This is a genomic window from Aquabacterium fontiphilum (assembly GCF_009909205.1).
In the GTDB taxonomy this organism is placed as follows: domain Bacteria; phylum Pseudomonadota; class Gammaproteobacteria; order Burkholderiales; family Burkholderiaceae_C; genus Aquabacterium; species Aquabacterium fontiphilum.
In genome coordinates this window covers 68725-83313 of record NZ_JAAAPN010000011.1, presented here as the reverse complement: position 1 = coordinate 83313, position 14589 = coordinate 68725, and the positions used below count along the sequence as shown (strand labels likewise).

General features: G+C 67.3%; 12 protein-coding genes and 4 tRNA genes. 14 read left to right on the top strand and 2 right to left on the bottom strand.

Annotated features, from left to right (window positions below):
* Positions 1-239 precede the first annotated feature (239 nt).
* Both GTZ97_RS13475 and gph read left to right on the top strand, forming a co-directional pair.
* Entirely contained in the window at positions 240-2150 is a 1911-nt protein-coding gene (locus GTZ97_RS13475) for a GspE/PulE family protein (protein WP_236651222.1), read from the top strand.
* A gap of 8 nt (positions 2151-2158) precedes the next feature.
* Positions 2159-2890, top strand: coding sequence for a phosphoglycolate phosphatase (gph, locus tag GTZ97_RS13470; RefSeq protein WP_201748290.1), 732 nt, complete (start codon positions 2159-2161; stop codon positions 2888-2890).
* Positions 2891-2921: 31 nt separating this feature from the next.
* Here the strand turns inward: gph and GTZ97_RS13465 are convergent, their stop codons facing one another.
* On the bottom strand, positions 2922-3566 hold the full coding sequence (locus tag GTZ97_RS13465) for a chalcone isomerase family protein (protein WP_161651161.1): 645 nt from the start codon (positions 3564-3566) through the stop codon (positions 2922-2924).
* A gap of 410 nt (positions 3567-3976) precedes the next feature.
* Here GTZ97_RS13465 and trpE point away from each other — a divergent pair, with 410 nt between their 5' ends.
* The 6 genes from trpE (at position 3977) to GTZ97_RS13435 (ending at position 11390) form a co-directional block, all read left to right on the top strand.
* Positions 3977-5455 carry an anthranilate synthase component I gene (gene trpE / locus GTZ97_RS13460; RefSeq protein WP_161651160.1) on the top strand — a complete coding sequence of 493 codons (1479 nt, stop codon included), beginning with the start codon at positions 3977-3979 and terminating at the stop codon, positions 5453-5455.
* 119 nt (positions 5456-5574) lie between these two features.
* Positions 5575-7875 carry a putative bifunctional diguanylate cyclase/phosphodiesterase gene (locus GTZ97_RS13455; protein ID WP_161651159.1) on the top strand — a complete coding sequence of 767 codons (2301 nt, stop codon included), beginning with the start codon at positions 5575-5577 and terminating at the stop codon, positions 7873-7875.
* Between the two features lie 227 nt (positions 7876-8102).
* On the top strand, positions 8103-8687 hold the full coding sequence (locus GTZ97_RS13450; protein WP_161651158.1) for an aminodeoxychorismate/anthranilate synthase component II: 585 nt from the start codon (positions 8103-8105) through the stop codon (positions 8685-8687).
* A gap of 10 nt (positions 8688-8697) precedes the next feature.
* Positions 8698-9741 (top strand): anthranilate phosphoribosyltransferase, encoded by a 1044-nt coding sequence (gene trpD / locus GTZ97_RS13445; protein WP_161651157.1) that lies wholly within the window; start codon positions 8698-8700, stop codon positions 9739-9741.
* Positions 9742-9759: 18 nt separating this feature from the next.
* A complete protein-coding gene (gene trpC, locus GTZ97_RS13440; RefSeq protein ID WP_161651156.1) occupies positions 9760-10560 on the top strand; it encodes an indole-3-glycerol phosphate synthase TrpC in 801 nt (266 codons plus the stop codon).
* 5 nt (positions 10561-10565) lie between these two features.
* On the top strand, positions 10566-11390 hold the full coding sequence (locus tag GTZ97_RS13435; protein WP_161651155.1) for a uracil-DNA glycosylase: 825 nt from the start codon (positions 10566-10568) through the stop codon (positions 11388-11390).
* A gap of 41 nt (positions 11391-11431) precedes the next feature.
* Here GTZ97_RS13435 and GTZ97_RS13430 read toward each other — a convergent pair whose 3' ends face one another.
* Complete coding sequence (locus GTZ97_RS13430) at positions 11432-12118, bottom strand: outer membrane beta-barrel protein (protein ID WP_161651154.1); 687 nt, start codon at positions 12116-12118, stop codon at positions 11432-11434.
* A gap of 207 nt (positions 12119-12325) precedes the next feature.
* Here GTZ97_RS13430 and GTZ97_RS13425 point away from each other — a divergent pair.
* From GTZ97_RS13425 to secE, 6 genes are all read left to right on the top strand, one after another.
* A tRNA-Tyr gene (locus tag GTZ97_RS13425) sits at positions 12326-12411 on the top strand.
* 79 nt (positions 12412-12490) lie between these two features.
* Positions 12491-12564, top strand: a tRNA-Gly gene (locus GTZ97_RS13420).
* A 133-nt stretch (positions 12565-12697) separates the two neighbouring features.
* Positions 12698-12772 (top strand) — tRNA-Thr (locus GTZ97_RS13415).
* Between the two features lie 51 nt (positions 12773-12823).
* Positions 12824-14014: an elongation factor Tu gene (tuf, locus tag GTZ97_RS13410; RefSeq protein ID WP_161651138.1), complete on the top strand. Its 1191-nt coding sequence runs from the start codon at positions 12824-12826 to the stop codon at positions 14012-14014.
* Between the two features lie 21 nt (positions 14015-14035).
* Positions 14036-14111 (top strand) — tRNA-Trp (locus GTZ97_RS13405).
* 80 nt (positions 14112-14191) lie between these two features.
* A complete protein-coding gene (secE, locus tag GTZ97_RS13400) occupies positions 14192-14572 on the top strand; it encodes a preprotein translocase subunit SecE (RefSeq protein WP_161651153.1) in 381 nt (126 codons plus the stop codon).
* Positions 14573-14589: the final 17 nt, after the last annotated feature.

Below are 14589 nucleotides of genomic sequence, written 5' to 3'. Positions count from 1 at the left end.
TCGCTTGAGTCCGGGGGCGATGCTGTGCGCCGCCGGGCCAGACCAGTCAAGAAGAAACAAGGCAGGCACAACGACACACAAAACAGGAAGGGCAACACACACAGCGCTGCGGGCATGCCCGCGTCGGGCCGGTCAGGTTATCCTGGCTGGCCTTTCTTTTGTCACGAGGCGCCGGCGGTCGGGCGTCTACAGTCCGAGGCCCGGGCGGCCGATAAACGAGTGTCCTCAGCTTCCAGTGCATGACCATGGGCGCGCGTGAACCCACCTCTTCAGAAGACGCCACGCCTGCCGGCAATCCCCTGATCCTGCGGTCGGTGGAGCGGGCCTGGCAGGCTGCGACGGCCGACCGCACGCTGCGCACGCGCTACCGCCTTGGCGACATGCTGCTGCTGCACGGGTTCGTCACCCAGTCCGCCCTGCATCAGGCGCTGGACGCACAGCGCGCGTCGCCACACCGAGAGCTGCTGGGTCAGATCCTGCTGGCGCGCGGTCTGGTAACCGAGGCGCAGCTGCAGATCGCGCTTGCCTCGCTGGCGGGCATGGCGGTGGTGGATTGCATGGCGCTGGCGCCCCAGACCGAGGCCGTGCAGCTGGTGCCCCACGCCACGGCCCAGCGCGATCAGGTGCTGCCCCTCATGCAGCGCGGCAATACCTTGCTGGTGGCCATGGACGACCCCTGGTGTCGGACCACGCTCGATGAACTGGCTTTTGTCACCAACCTGCGCATCGCTCCGGTCATGGCCCTGCCCGGTACCTTGGCGCCAGCCCAGCAGCGCGTCTATGCGGCGTTGCAGAGCCAACGCCACGCCAACGGCCACGACGACGTCCACCAGCTGGCCGCCAGCCTCGCCGGCGAGCTGCCGTCTCAGGCTGATGCCGCCGCGCAGGAGGCCATCACCGAATCCAGCAGCACGCTGGTGCGGCTGGTCAACACCATCATCGCCGACGCCATTGCGCGGCGCGCGTCCGACATCCACATCGAGGCCGACACGCCCCATGCCCCTGTGCGCATCCGCTTCCGGATCGACGGCGCCCTCGTGCCTTACCTCGATCTGCCCGCGCATTACCGGGCGGCCCTGGTGGCGCGGCTCAAGATCATGTCCGATCTGGACATTGCCGAGCGCCGCCGCCCGCAAGACGGCAAGATCGACTTCTCGCGCTTCGCCGACCAGGCCATGGAGCTGCGCGTGGTCACCGTGCCCACGGCCCATGGCGTCGAAGGCGTCGTGCTGCGGCTGTTGTCGGGCGCCAAGCCGCTGCCGCTCGATGGCATCGGCCTGAGCCCGGCCAACCTCAGCACGCTGCGCGAGCGCATCGGCAAGCCCTATGGCCTCATCCTGATCTGCGGGCCCACGGGCTGCGGCAAGACCACCACGCTGCATTCGGTGCTGCGCGAACTCAACCAGGGCGACCGCAAGATCTGGACGGCCGAAGACCCCATCGAGATCACCCAGCCGGGGCTGTGCCAGGTACAGGTCAATGCCCGCATCGGCTGGACGTTTGCCGCGGCCATGCGCACCTTTCTGCGCGCCGACCCCGATGTGATCATGATTGGCGAGATGCGCGACGCCGAGACGGCCAACATCGCCATCGAAGCTTCGCTGACCGGCCACCTCGTGCTGTCCACCCTGCACACCAACTCGGCCGCCGAGAGCATCACCCGCCTGCTCGAGATCGGGCTCGATCCGTTCAACTTCTCGGATTCGCTGCTGGCCGTGCTGGCGCAGCGGCTGGTGCGGCGCGTGTGCCCGCAGTGTGGTGTGCGCAGCGAGGCCACGGCCGACGAGCTGGACGCCATGGCCCATGACCATCTGCGCAGCGCGCATGCCGAGCACCCCGACGGTGTGGCCGCCGTGCTCACCGCCTGGCGCCAGCAGCATGGCGACGAGCAGGGCCGCATCTGGCTGCGCCGCCGCGGACCGGGCTGTGACGCCTGCAACCACCATGGCTACAAGGGCCGGCTGGGTGTGCACGAGCTGCTCGTGGCCGACGACACGGTGCGCCGCCTGATCCGCCACCGCGCCTCGGCCACCGAGATCCTCGAAGCGGCGCTGGCCGGCGGGCTGCGCACGCTGCGGCAAGACGGCATCAGCAAGGTGCTTCAGGGGCTGACCGACCTGCCCGAGGTGCTGGCCGCCAGCAACGCGTGAGGGGCGCTATGCTGCACGCCATGTTCGTGCCTGCTGCCCCCTTCCACGCCGCCATCATCGACCTCGACGGTACCCTGGTCGACACCCTGGGTGATTTCGTCGTCGTTCTGCATCACACCCTAGCCGACATGGGTTGCCACCCGGTCGAGTGCGCGCGGGTGGACCGCGGCTTCCTGTCGCTCACGGTGGGCAAGGGCACCGAAGACCTGTTGCGCCGCAGCCTGGCCCACGCCTGGGGTCTGCCCGACGACGCGCCCGAGGCCGTTGAGGCCGTACCCGAGGCCTGGGCCCATTACAAGCGCCACTACGAGCGGCTCAATGGCCAGCATGCCGAGCCGTTCCCCGGCGTGGTGGCCGGCCTGCAGGCCGTGGCGGCCCAGGGTGTGCCGCTGGCTTGCCTGACCAACAAGCCCACCGCCTTTGCCGAGCAGCTGCTGGCCGCCAAGGGCTTGCGTGGGCATTTCGCGCAGGTGTTCGGGGGCGATGCGTTTGCCCGCAAGAAGCCCGACCCCCTGCCGCTGTTGAAGACCTGCGAGGCGCTCGGCGTGGCCCCTGCGGCCACCTTGATGGTGGGCGATTCGAGCAACGACGCCCAGGCGGCGCGCGCCGCCGGCTGTGGCGTGCTGCTGGTCACCTACGGCTACAACCACGGCCACCCGATCACCGAGGTGCCAGCGCTGGCCCACGTGGATCGGCTCGATGCGGTGGATTGGTCGCGCTGGCTGCGCCCCGCGACTTGATCCCTCGCCTGATTTCCCTATCTGAGCGCGCTCAATCGAGTGCGTCGAGCACGGCCGTGGGCTGCTGATCCAGCAAGGCGGTCTTGAGGTCCTGCGTGACGGGCTTGTCCCCCAGCCACACGCGCAGGATGGCCGGGTAGAACAGCGGCTCGGCAATCGGCAGGCCGGCCGGCTGGCCATTGACGAAGAACATCGTCCCGCGCTTGGGCACATGCTCGATCACGAAGGTGTCGCCCGCGTTGAGCCGTTTGATGCCGGCGAACTGCTCGCCCATCACGCGGATCGACGGGATCAGCGTGAAGAAGTCGGCGCGGCTGCTGTTGAGCTCGATGCCGCGCGTGATGACTTTGCCGATCTCGTCCACCCGCATGCCCTGGAGCATCACGAAGCGCAGTTGGCGCGGGCTGGACAGGTTCAGGACCGCCTTGACGTCGGTCGTCTTGCTGGGCAGGTACAGCCCCACGGTGTAGAGCTTGGCCAGCGCGCGGTAAGCGACACCTGTGCCATTGAGCGTCAGCGTCTGGCCCTCGACGCGCACGGTCTCGGGATACTGCACCCCGACGGCATCGGCATTGACGGCCAGGGTCGGGGTGGCGCAGCCCAGGCTGGCGGCCAGCAAAAGAGCGGCCCGCCAGTTTCGCCAGGGAGCGCGGCTGCGGCACAGTGCAAGACTCATGGTGGTCACAGGTCACGAAATCCGGGAAGCCCCGGAAAGGTTGGGATTGTTACGCGACGGGCGGGTCGTGCAACCTGGGTTTGCCCTTGTCGAGGACGAACGCCTGACAGGCGGCCCCCCTGACTGGGTGGCGCCCCCCTGCTACACTGATTTCATGTTCGTTCCTCGCAAACAGACCAAAGGCGCACACGACCGGGGGGCCTGGCCCTGGCGAAGCCTGCCTGCGCACGCTTGACGCGTCGGCGTGGCCGCGATCATAGGCGGCCGTGGCCGGCAGGACGCCCTCTGTGCTGTCACAAAACCGTAAGCGTTGGTGACGGTCCTGGCCCGCGAAGGGCCGCAGGGCAGCGAGAACCACATCTCCGGTGCGGGGCATCTGCCTCGTCCGGCGGGCTTGGAGGCCCTTCATCATGATCACCGAAACCGAATTCAAGGCCCTGGCCGCGCAGGGCCACAACCGCATCCCCCTGGTCGCCCAGGCCCTGGCCGATCTCGACACCCCTTTGTCGCTCTACCTCAAGCTCACGCAGGGCAAGTCGCTGAGCTTTCTGCTCGAGTCGGTCGTGGGCGGCGAGCGCTTCGGCCGCTATTCCTTCGTCGGCCTGCCCGCGCGTACGCTGGTGCGCGCCACCGGCCGCCACATCGAGGTCGTCACGGACGGCGCCGTCGTTGAAACGCATGAGACCAACCCGCTGGATTTCATCGAGGCCTATCAGGCACGCTTCAAGGCGGCCGTGCCGCAAGGGCTGCCGCGTTTCTGTGGGGGGCTGGCGGGCTATTTCGGCTACGACACGGTGCGCCACATCGAGCCGCGCCTGGCCAAGACGCACAAGCCCGGGGGCATCGGTACGCCCGACATCCTGCTGTTGCAGTGTGAAGAGCTGGCCGTCATTGACAACCTGGCCGACCGGCTGTACCTCATCGTCTACGCCGATCCCGCCCAACCCGGTGCCTACGACCGCGCCGCCGCGCGGATCGCCGAGTTGCAGGCCCAGTTGAACGCCGTCGTGCCGGTGCCGCCGATTGCGCCCACCGCGTCGCACCCCGTCGAGCGCCATTTCGCCAAAGACGACTTCGAAGCGGCCGTGCGCAAGTGCAAGGACTACATCGCTGCGGGCGACTGCATGCAGGTGGTCATCGGCCAGCGCCTGCAAAAGCGCTTCACCGCCTCGCCGCTGACGCTGTACCGTGCGCTGCGCTCGCTCAACCCGAGCCCCTACATGTACTACTACGACATGGGCGACCACCATGTTGTTGGCTCCAGTCCCGAGATCCTGGTGCGCCAGGAGAAGAACGCCGAGGGCGGCGAGACGGTGACGATCCGTCCCATTGCCGGCACCCGTCCCCGCGGCGCCACGCCCGAGGCCGACCTGGCCAACGAGCAAGAGCTGCTGGCCGACCCCAAGGAGCGCGCCGAGCACGTCATGCTGATCGACCTGGCGCGCAATGACATCGGCCGCATCGCCAAGACCGGTTCGGTGAAGGTGACCGAGGCCTTTGGCATCGAGCGCTACTCGCATGTCATGCACATCGTCAGCAACGTCGAAGGCACGCTGAAAGACGGCATGAGCGGGCTCGATGTGCTGCGCGCCAGCTTTCCGGCCGGCACACTCAGCGGCGCGCCCAAGATCCGGGCGATGGAGATCATCGACGAGCTCGAGCCCGTGCAGCGCGGCGTCTACGGCGGGGCGGTGGGCTACCTGAGCTTCGCGGGCGACATGGACGTGGCCATTGCCATCCGCACCGGTGTCATCAAGGACCAGACCTTGTACGTCCAGGCCGGGGCCGGGGTGGTCGCCGATTCGGTGCCCGAGCTCGAATGGAAGGAAACCGAGGCCAAGGCCCGTGCCGTGGTGCGCGCGGCCGAGATGGCCGAACAAGGGCTCTGAGCCGCGCCGCGGCCTGCGGCGGGTGCGGGGGGGCGGGCCGACCCTGAGCGGGTGAGCCCGGATCAAGTTCCGGCCGGGTGCGCCGATCTCTTGCCAGACAAGCGATCGGCTGCAACCCAGTGTCCCCCATTTTCGTCCTGTACACCCTCGTCACCCTGAGCACCGGCCTGGCCTTGCTGCTCGTGTGGCGTCACGACCGGACGCAGGGCTTTACCGCCCTGCTGGGGTTGTCGCACCTCATCTTTTCGTTCAGCCCGCTGGCCTATTTCGCCATGCAGCGGCCCGAGCCGCTCTGGCACGGCCTCGGCGTGGGCGCCCTGGTGCTGATCAGTTCGCTCTACGTCACCTTTTTGCTGACAGGCTTTGGCCAGCTGTCCGGCCGGCGTGTCACATGGCGGCAAGGAGCGCTCGGGCTGCTGGCGCTGTGCGTGTTCCACGGGGTTTTGCTCGCGGGCGGACGCGAGCTGGCCCAGGGCGGTTTTGCCACGCTCAACACGCTTGCGGGGCTGCTTGTGGCGCGCTGGATGGTGCGCCTCAGGCCGGTCGATCGCTTCTGTGCGGTGGTGCTCGTGCTGTGTGGGCTCAACCAGTTCACCTATGCCTTCCTGGGCGATGCCGGCACCCAGCAGCAGACGGTGGTGGCCACCGGCTTGCGCCTGGTGCTGGGGCTGGCCCTGCTGTATGGCGCGCTCACGCGCTCCAGCCGCGAGTTCCGCCGCATGCGCGACCGCTTCTTCGAGCTGACCGACCGTTCGCAGCAGGGGGTGGTCGTGCTGTGCGGCTCCGAGGCCGTTTACCGCAACCCGGCCTTCCAGCGCATCTTTGGCATGGATCCCGCGCGCCCGGCACCGCCGGTGTTCTCGGCTGCCTGGCTGGATGCGACCACGCCGCCCGAGGTGCGCGAGGCAGCCCACCGCCGTGCGCGCGACCTGGTGGCCGGCCGGGTGCAGGACCCGGAGTGGGAGGGGCCGCGGATCAGCCTGGATGGCCGGGCGTTGTATCTGCGCTTTCGTGCGTGGCAGGTCGACTGGGACAATCGGCCCGCGCTGCAGGTGGTGGTGTCGGACGAAACGGCCTCGCATGCGGCTGCACAGGCGCTGTGGTGGCAGGCCACCCACGACGAGCTGACCGGCCTGCCCAACCGCAGCGCCCTGTTGCGGCGCCTGCGCGAGCTGGTCGATCCCGCCAGGCCGCATCCGTTCGCGTTGATCCTGCTGGATGTGGACCGCTTCAAGTCGTTCAACGACGCCCATGGCCACGAGGTGGGCGATGCTGTGTTGCAGGCCCTGGCGCAGGCCATTTTGGCCCAGGTGGGGGATCAGGCCGAGTTGCTGCGTCTCGGGGAAGACGAGTTCGCCCTGCTGGTTTGTGGCGAGGCGCCGGAGGCGCGCGCTCGTACGGTCACCGACGCGATCCGCGCCCTGGTACGCGACCCGCTGGTGTTGCCCGATCACCGCTTCTACCTCGATGTCTCGATGGGCGTGGCCTGCCATGCGGCGGGCATGGCCGCCTCGCCCGAGCAGGTGCTCCAGGCAGCCAATGCTGCGATGCGCCTGGCCAAACGCCTGCCCGGCACTTCGGTGCAGTGGGCGGCCGAGCAGATCAGGCAGGAACTGGCCGCCAGTTTCGGTGCCGAACAGGCCCTCAGGGCCGGTCTGCGCAACGAAGAATTCGCGCTGGTCTACCAGCCCAAGGTGCGCTCGAGCGACCGGGCGCTGATCGGCTTCGAGGCCCTGGTGCGCTGGGACCGGCCCGGCCACGGGCGCATCAGCCCGCTGGACTTCATCCCCGCTGCCGAGCGCACGGGCCTCATCATGCAGCTGGGGGCCCTGATCCTGCACCGCGCCTGCGCCCAACTGGCCGCCTGGCGCGATGCCGGCCTGCCCGTGGTGCCGGTGGCGGTCAATGTGTCGCCGCTGCAGCTGCTCGACACCGGCTTTCCGCACACGGTGATCGGCGCCCTGCAGACGCACAAGCTGCCTCCTGCATGGCTGACGCTGGAGATCACCGAAAGCGCCGCCGTCACCCACATGGACCAGGCGTATGAGCAGATCCGCCTGTTGCGCGAGGCGGGCGTCGAGGTGGCGCTGGACGACTTCGGCACCGGTTTCTCGTCGCTCAACATGCTGCGCAGCCTGCCTTTGCACACGGTGAAGATCGACCGCAGCCTCATCAGCCCCATGCCCGAGCCCGACGCCGTCGCGGTGGTCACGGCCATCTGCCAGCTCGCGGCTGTCCTGCATCTGGATGTGGTGGCCGAAGGCGTCGAAACCCAACAGCATGCCCAGGCCGCGCGCCAGGCGGGTTGCCAGGTGCTGCAGGGCTATCTGTTCGCGGCGCCACTGGGCGCCGACCAGGCCACCGATTGGCTGCGCGCGCCACCCGTCGCCCAGCTCGACGCGCTCGACGTGCCCGCCTGAGCCACCGGGAGCCCCCGGGTCTGCGTCCGGCCGCGGCCTCTGTCTACAATGGGCGCATGCAGCACTTTTTCCTCTCGGCAATCTGGCGCACGCGCGTGCGATGGTGGCGCTGACGCCTGCCCGCTCCCGCGCCTCGCGTGGTCCTGCTGACCCGCGCCTGCCTGGCCCGTCTCGCCAGGCGACCCATGATGATCCCCTGCGATCCCCGCCCTGAGAGGAATGCCGCCATGCTGCTGATGATCGACAACTACGACAGCTTCACCTTCAACCTCGTGCAGTACTTCTGCGAGCTGGGTGAAGAAGTCAAGGTGGTGCGCAACGACGAGGTCACGCTCGACGAGATTGCCGCCATGAAACCTGACCGCCTGGTGCTCTCACCCGGCCCCTGCTCGCCTGCTGAAGCCGGTATCTGCGTGCCCGCGCTGCAGCGCTTTGCCGGTCAGCTGCCCATCCTGGGCGTCTGCCTGGGCCACCAGAGCATCGGCGCCGCGCTGGGTGGCAAGATCATCCGCGCGGCTCAGCAGATGCACGGCAAGACCAGCGTCATCACCACCGACGAGCAAGGCGTGTTCGCCGGCCTGCCCCGGCAGTTCACCGTGATCCGCTACCACTCGCTGGCCATCGAGCGCGCCACCTTGCCCGAGTGCCTGCACATCTCGGCCGAGACCGAGGACGGCGAGATCATGGGCGTGCGCCACACCGGCTCGCTGACCGACCCGAATTTCGCCCCACTGGAGGGCGTGCAGTTCCACCCCGAGTCCATCCTGACCGAGCACGGCCACGCCATGCTGGCCAACTTCCTCAAGATGTGAGGCCCACAAGATGACCCAGATCACCGATCAGCAGGCCCTGCAGCGCGTCATCGAGCACCGCGAGATCTTCCACGACGAGATGCTGGGCCTGATGCGCCGCATCATGAGTGGCGAGATGTCGCCCGTCGTGATGGCGGCCCTCATCACCGGCCTGCGCGTCAAGAAGGAAACCGTGGGCGAGATCACCGCGGCGGCCCAGGTCATGCGCGAGTTCGCCACCCCGGTCGAGCTGGCTGACCGGGCGCATCTCGTCGACCTGTGCGGCACCGGCGGCGACGGCGCGCACACCTTCAACATCAGCACCACGGCGATGTTCGTGGCCGCTGCGGCCGGTGCGCGTGTGGCCAAGCATGGCGGGCGCTCGGTGTCCTCGTCGACCGGCAGCGCCGATGTGCTCGAAGCCCTGGGCGTCGCCATCAACCTGCAGCCGACCCACGTGGCCCAGGCTTTGAGCGACGTTGGCATCGGCTTCATGTTCGCGCCCAACCACCATGGCGCCATGAAGCATGCTGCGCCCGTGCGCAAGGAGCTGGGCGTGCGCACGCTGTTCAACATCCTCGGGCCCCTGACCAACCCTGCCGGCGCGCCCAACCAGCTCATGGGCGTGTTCCACCCCGACCTGGTCGGCATCATGGCGCGCGTGCTGCAGCGCCTGGGCTCGAACCACGTGCTGGTTGTCCACGGCGCCGACGGGCTTGATGAGATCACGCTGTCAGGCGACACGCTGGTGGCCGAACTCAAGGATGGCGAGGTGCGCGAGTACCGCATCAACCCGGGCCAGTTCGGCATCGGCGAGCACGACGGCTCCATGCTCAAGGCCCAGACCCGGGAGATGTCGCAGGCCATCTTGCAGCGCGTGCTGGCCAACGAGCCCGGCCCGGCGCGCGACATCGTGCTGATGAACGCCGGGGCAGCCATCTATGCCGCCAACGTGGCCGACAGCCTGGCCGATGGCGTCGAGCGTGCCCGCGACGCCCTGGCCTCGGGCCGGGCCGCCGACAAGCTTGCCACATTCGTGCAGACCACCCAGCGCCTGGCTGCCGCTCAAGGCTGACCGCCTCAGAAAGACCCCATGTCCGACATCCTGCAGAAGATCGTCGCCGTCAAGCACGAAGAGATCGCGCTGGCCCTCAAAACCCGGTCGCTGGCCGATGTGCGCGCGCAGGCTGAAGCGCGCAACCGTGAGCTTGCCGACGTGCGCGACTTCGTCGGTGCCTTGCGCGCCAAGGTGGCCGCCGGTCAGGCCGCGGTCATCGCCGAGGTCAAGAAGGCCAGCCCCAGCAAGGGCGTGCTGCGCGAGCACTTTGTGCCGGCCGACATCGCGCGCAGCTACGCACAGCATGGCGCGGCCTGCCTGAGCGTGCTGACAGATGAGCGCTTCTTCCAGGGCTGTGAGGCCTACCTGAAGCAGGCCCGCGACGCCTGCAGCCTGCCCGTGCTGCGCAAGGACTTCATGGTCGATGCCTTTCAGGTCTACGACGCGCGGGCCATGGGCGCCGATTGCATCCTGCTGATTGCCGCCTGCCTGGACGACGCCCAGATGCGCGACCTCGAAGCCCTGGCCCATGAGTTGGGCATGGCCGTGCTGGTCGAGGTGCACGACGGCGACGAACTCGACCGCGCCCTGAAGCTCAAGACCCCGCTGGTCGGCATCAACAACCGCAACCTGCGCACCTTCGAGGTCACGCTGGACACCACGGTGGGCCTGCTGCCCCGCGTGCCGGCCGACCGCCTGCTGGTGACCGAATCCGGCATCCTGGGGCGAGCCGATGTGCAGCGCATGCGCGATGCCAATGTGCACGCCTTCCTGGTGGGCGAGGCCTTCATGCGCCAGCCCGATCCGGGCGCGGCGCTGGCCCAACTGTTTGCCTGAGGCGCATGCCGCGGCAGCCGCAAGCCGGCCAGCAGGCCGCGTTCGCCTTTGACGAGGCCGGCGCGGGGCGTGCCGAACCCGCAGGGGTCGCGGAAGCAGCGCCCCATCTGAGCCGGCCGCTGGCGGCCTTGTTCGATGCCGTGCCGGAGGACTGGCGGGCGGTGACCGAGCCGTTTCGGGCCAGTGCCGCCGGGCAGGCGCTGATCCAGCGCGTGGATGCGGCGCGATCAGCGGGCGCCGTCATCTATCCCGACCAGGTTTTCCAGGCGCTGCACCTCACGCGCCGCGCCGATGTGCGCGTGCTGATCCTGGGTCAGGACCCGTATCACGGCCCCGGCCAGGCCCACGGCCTGGCGTTTTCCGTGCGACACGGCGTGGCCATTCCGCCCAGTTTGCGCAACATCCGCAAGGAGTTGCAGCGCGACCTCGGGCTGGCGCTGCCGGGGCATGGCAGCCTTTCGGCCTGGGCAGAGAGCGGGGTGCTGCTGCTCAACACGGTGCTCACCGTCGAGGCGGGTCAGGCCGCCAGCCATGCCGGCTGGGGCTGGGAGGCGCTGACGGACGCGTTGGCGCAAGCCGTGGCAGCCGACGCGGGCCCGCGGGTGGCGATGCTGTGGGGCGCCCACGCCCAGCGCAAGGCGCCCCTGCTGGTGGCGGCCCGCCAGGCGGCGCGGCAGCCTGCCGACGAGCTGCTGGTGCTGCAGAGCAACCACCCCTCGCCCCTGTCGGCCACACGCGGTCCCGTGCCCTTTGTGGGCTGCGGGCACTTTGGTCAGGCTCAGGCCTTTTTTCACCAGCGTGGATGCACGCTCGATTGGTCGCTGGCCTGAGCGGCCGGCCCGGTCATCGAGCCGGCGGGCCGGGCCGCCGTTCAGCGGAAGTACCAGACGCTCATCAGGCCGAAGTGGTCGCCGCGCACCTTGTAGCCCTTTTCTGCCCACGGGAAGTTGGCCGTCAGGCTGGCGTCTTCCTTGCTGACCTTGTAGGTTTCGCGCACATAGCGTGCTCGCAGGCCCCAGTCTGGGGTCAGGGCGTACTCGGCTTCCAGCACCAGCCCCACATTGCTTCGATAGTGAATGCGTCCGCCGCCCCCGCACTCTTCTTCAGGACAAGACTCGTCGTTCACGCGGAAAGCGCTGTACGCGGCCTTGCGGACGCCAAAGCCCAGCTGCACGCGATCGGCGGCGCGCCAGCGCAGCACCGCCTCCAGTGGGATTCTGCGGAATTCGCCGGCCGCGCCGTTCTTGCCACCGTAGCCGTCCACATGGAAGGCCAAGGCCAGTTGCAACGAGAACGGGCTGCCTGGGTGTGACAGTTCGACCCCGGCGCGCAGGTCCAAGCCGGCGCCCGCATCGACGTCCGTGTCGTACATCTTCTTGCCGTCATCCAGGTCATACACCGTCACGGGCGTGATCGTGTCTCCACCCCAGGTGTAGCCGATGCCCAGCATCGGCCGAAGCCGCAGGCCGTCCGAATGTCCTGTCTGGGTTTGGGCGAACGCCGACGATCCCAGACTCAGCGCGACCAGCGTGGCCAGCGCAATGCGTTGTGCAGACATGAGTGCTCCCTAACTGCCTTGTGTGGTCTGGCGTGATGCCACCAATGACGTGGCGCCGCCAACCGCGCCCGCCGTTCAACGCGAGTATCCCTGCTGACGCAGGTGTTTCGTAGCCGAAATCACCCGCGCTGCGGTGAGAAACACACACATGAGCGAAGGAGCGTTGTGTTTGCGAAAAAAGCTGTGCTAAAGTCTAGGGCTTGCCTTGGAGGGGTGCCCGAGTGGCTAAAGGGGGCAGACTGTAAATCTGTTGGCTTACGCCTACGCTGGTTCGAATCCAGCCTCCTCCACCAGGCAAACCCGATTGTCGTCGGATGCCCAGCGCGCGTGCGCTGGGCATCTCGCGAAATCTGGAATGTGGATCACTCCCGGGCGGGAGTAGTTCAATGGTAGAACCTTAGCCTTCCAAGCTAATGACGCGGGTTCGATTCCCGTCTCCCGCTCCAGAGGTCAAGGTCCTGACACATTCCGTGTGGTAGAGTCGCGGTCTTCGCATCAGGGTGCGCAGCACCTGGTCGACACCGGTTTGAGCGTCTCGCGAGCATCTTGCAAGACGTCGGCGTTCAAACCCGTGTCGATGCCCATGTGGCTCAGTGGTAGAGCACTCCCTTGGTAAGGGAGAGGTCGGCAGTTCGATCCTGCCCATGGGCACCACACACCTTTCTTTTCATTCGGCTCACTTCAGGATCGCTAGGAGCGAGAAACATGGCAAAAGGCAAGTTTGAACGGACCAAGCCGCACGTGAACGTGGGCACGATCGGTCACGTTGACCACGGCAAGACCACGCTGACGGCTGCGATCGCGACCGTGCTGGCCTCGAAGTTCGGCGGCGAAGCCAAGGCGTACGACCAGATCGACGCAGCGCCTGAAGAAAAGGCCCGTGGCATCACCATCAACACCGCACACGTTGAGTACGAGACGGCCAACCGTCACTACGCTCACGTGGACTGCCCCGGCCACGCCGACTACGTGAAGAACATGATCACGGGTGCCGCCCAGATGGACGGCGCCATTCTGGTGTGCTCGGCCGCTGACGGCCCGATGCCCCAGACGCGTGAGCACATCCTGCTGAGCCGCCAGGTGGGCGTGCCCTACATCATCGTCTTCCTGAACAAGGCTGACATGGTGGACGACGCCGAGCTGCTGGAGCTGGTGGAAATGGAAGTGCGCGAGCTGCTGAGCAAGTACGACTTCCCTGGCGACGACACCCCGATCATCAAGGGTTCGGCCAAGCTGGCGCTGGAAGGCGACAAGGGCGAGCTGGGCGAGCAGGCCATCATGAAGCTGGCCGAAGCACTGGACACCTACATCCCCACGCCTGAGCGCGCTGTGGACGGCACCTTCCTGATGCCTGTGGAAGACGTGTTCTCGATCTCGGGCCGCGGCACCGTGGTGACCGGCCGTATCGAGCGCGGCGTGATCAAGGTTGGCGAAGAAATCGAAATCGTCGGCATCAAGGCCACGCAGAAGACCACCTGCACGGGCGTGGAAATGTTCCGCAAGCTGCTGGACCAAGGTCAAGCTGGCGACAACGTGGGCATCCTGCTGCGCGGCACCAAGCGTGAAGACGTCGAGCGTGGTCAGGTGCTGTGCAAGCCGGGTTCGATCACCCCGCACACGCACTTCACGGGCGAGATCTACGTGCTGAGCAAGGACGAAGGCGGCCGTCACACGCCGTTCTTCAACAACTACCGTCCGCAGTTCTACTTCCGCACCACCGACGTGACCGGCTCGATCGAGCTGCCGGCCGACAAGGAAATGGTGATGCCGGGTGACAACGTGTCGATCACCGTCAAGCTGATCGCCCCGATCGCCATGGAAGAAGGTCTGCGCTTCGCCATCCGCGAAGGCGGCCGCACCGTCGGCGCCGGCGTGGTTGCCAAGATCCTCGACTGATCGTCGACAACGGTTTTCAGCAGGGGTATAGCTCAATTGGCAGAGCGTCGGTCTCCAAAACCGAAGGTTGGGGGTTCGATTCCCTCTGCCCCTGCCACCTGTTGACCGTTCGCTGTGTTCACAGCAGCCCGCAGAGCCCATCAGGCTTGCGGGCTTTGCTGCCTCAAAGTTCTCCCCATGTCCTCACCGCAAATTGAAACCGTCACTTCCGGTGCCGACAAGGCCAAGCTGGCCGCGGCTGGTCTTCTGGTCGTCGGCGCGGTGGCCGTCTTCTATCTGCTGGGCAAGCAGGACCTGTGGCTGCGCGTGCTGGCGCTGCTCGCCCTGATGGCAGCAGCGGTGGGCGTGTTCTTCACGTCTGCCCAGGGCAAGGAATTGATTGCCTTTGGTCAGGACGCGACCAAGGAACTGCGCAAGGTGGTCTGGCCTGCCCGTCAGGAGGCCACGCAGATGACCTTGTACGTGTTCGCCTTCGTGGTGGTCATGGCGCTGTTCCTGTGGCTGACCGATAAATCCCTGGAGTGGGTGCTCTACAGCCTGATCCTGGGCTGGAAGTGATCCCTTTCCCGATTACC

Bases quoted from the DNA above. Each gene is read 5' to 3' on its own strand.
- GTZ97_RS13475 (WP_236651222.1), top strand. From the start codon at position 240: ATGACCATGGGCGCGCGTGAACCCACCTCTTCAGAAGACGCCACGCCT.
- gph (WP_201748290.1), top strand. From the start codon at position 2,159: ATGCTGCACGCCATGTTCGTGCCTGCTGCCCCCTTCCACGCCGCCATC.
- GTZ97_RS13465 (WP_161651161.1), bottom strand. From the start codon at position 3,566: ATGAGTCTTGCACTGTGCCGCAGCCGCGCTCCCTGGCGAAACTGGCGG.
- trpE (WP_161651160.1), top strand. From the start codon at position 3,977: ATGATCACCGAAACCGAATTCAAGGCCCTGGCCGCGCAGGGCCACAAC.
- GTZ97_RS13450 (WP_161651158.1), top strand. From the start codon at position 8,103: ATGCTGCTGATGATCGACAACTACGACAGCTTCACCTTCAACCTCGTG.
- trpD (WP_161651157.1), top strand. From the start codon at position 8,698: ATGACCCAGATCACCGATCAGCAGGCCCTGCAGCGCGTCATCGAGCAC.
- trpC (WP_161651156.1), top strand. From the start codon at position 9,760: ATGTCCGACATCCTGCAGAAGATCGTCGCCGTCAAGCACGAAGAGATC.
- GTZ97_RS13435 (WP_161651155.1), top strand. From the start codon at position 10,566: ATGCCGCGGCAGCCGCAAGCCGGCCAGCAGGCCGCGTTCGCCTTTGAC.
- GTZ97_RS13430 (WP_161651154.1), bottom strand. From the start codon at position 12,118: ATGTCTGCACAACGCATTGCGCTGGCCACGCTGGTCGCGCTGAGTCTG.
- tuf (WP_161651138.1), top strand. From the start codon at position 12,824: ATGGCAAAAGGCAAGTTTGAACGGACCAAGCCGCACGTGAACGTGGGC.
- secE (WP_161651153.1), top strand. From the start codon at position 14,192: ATGTCCTCACCGCAAATTGAAACCGTCACTTCCGGTGCCGACAAGGCC.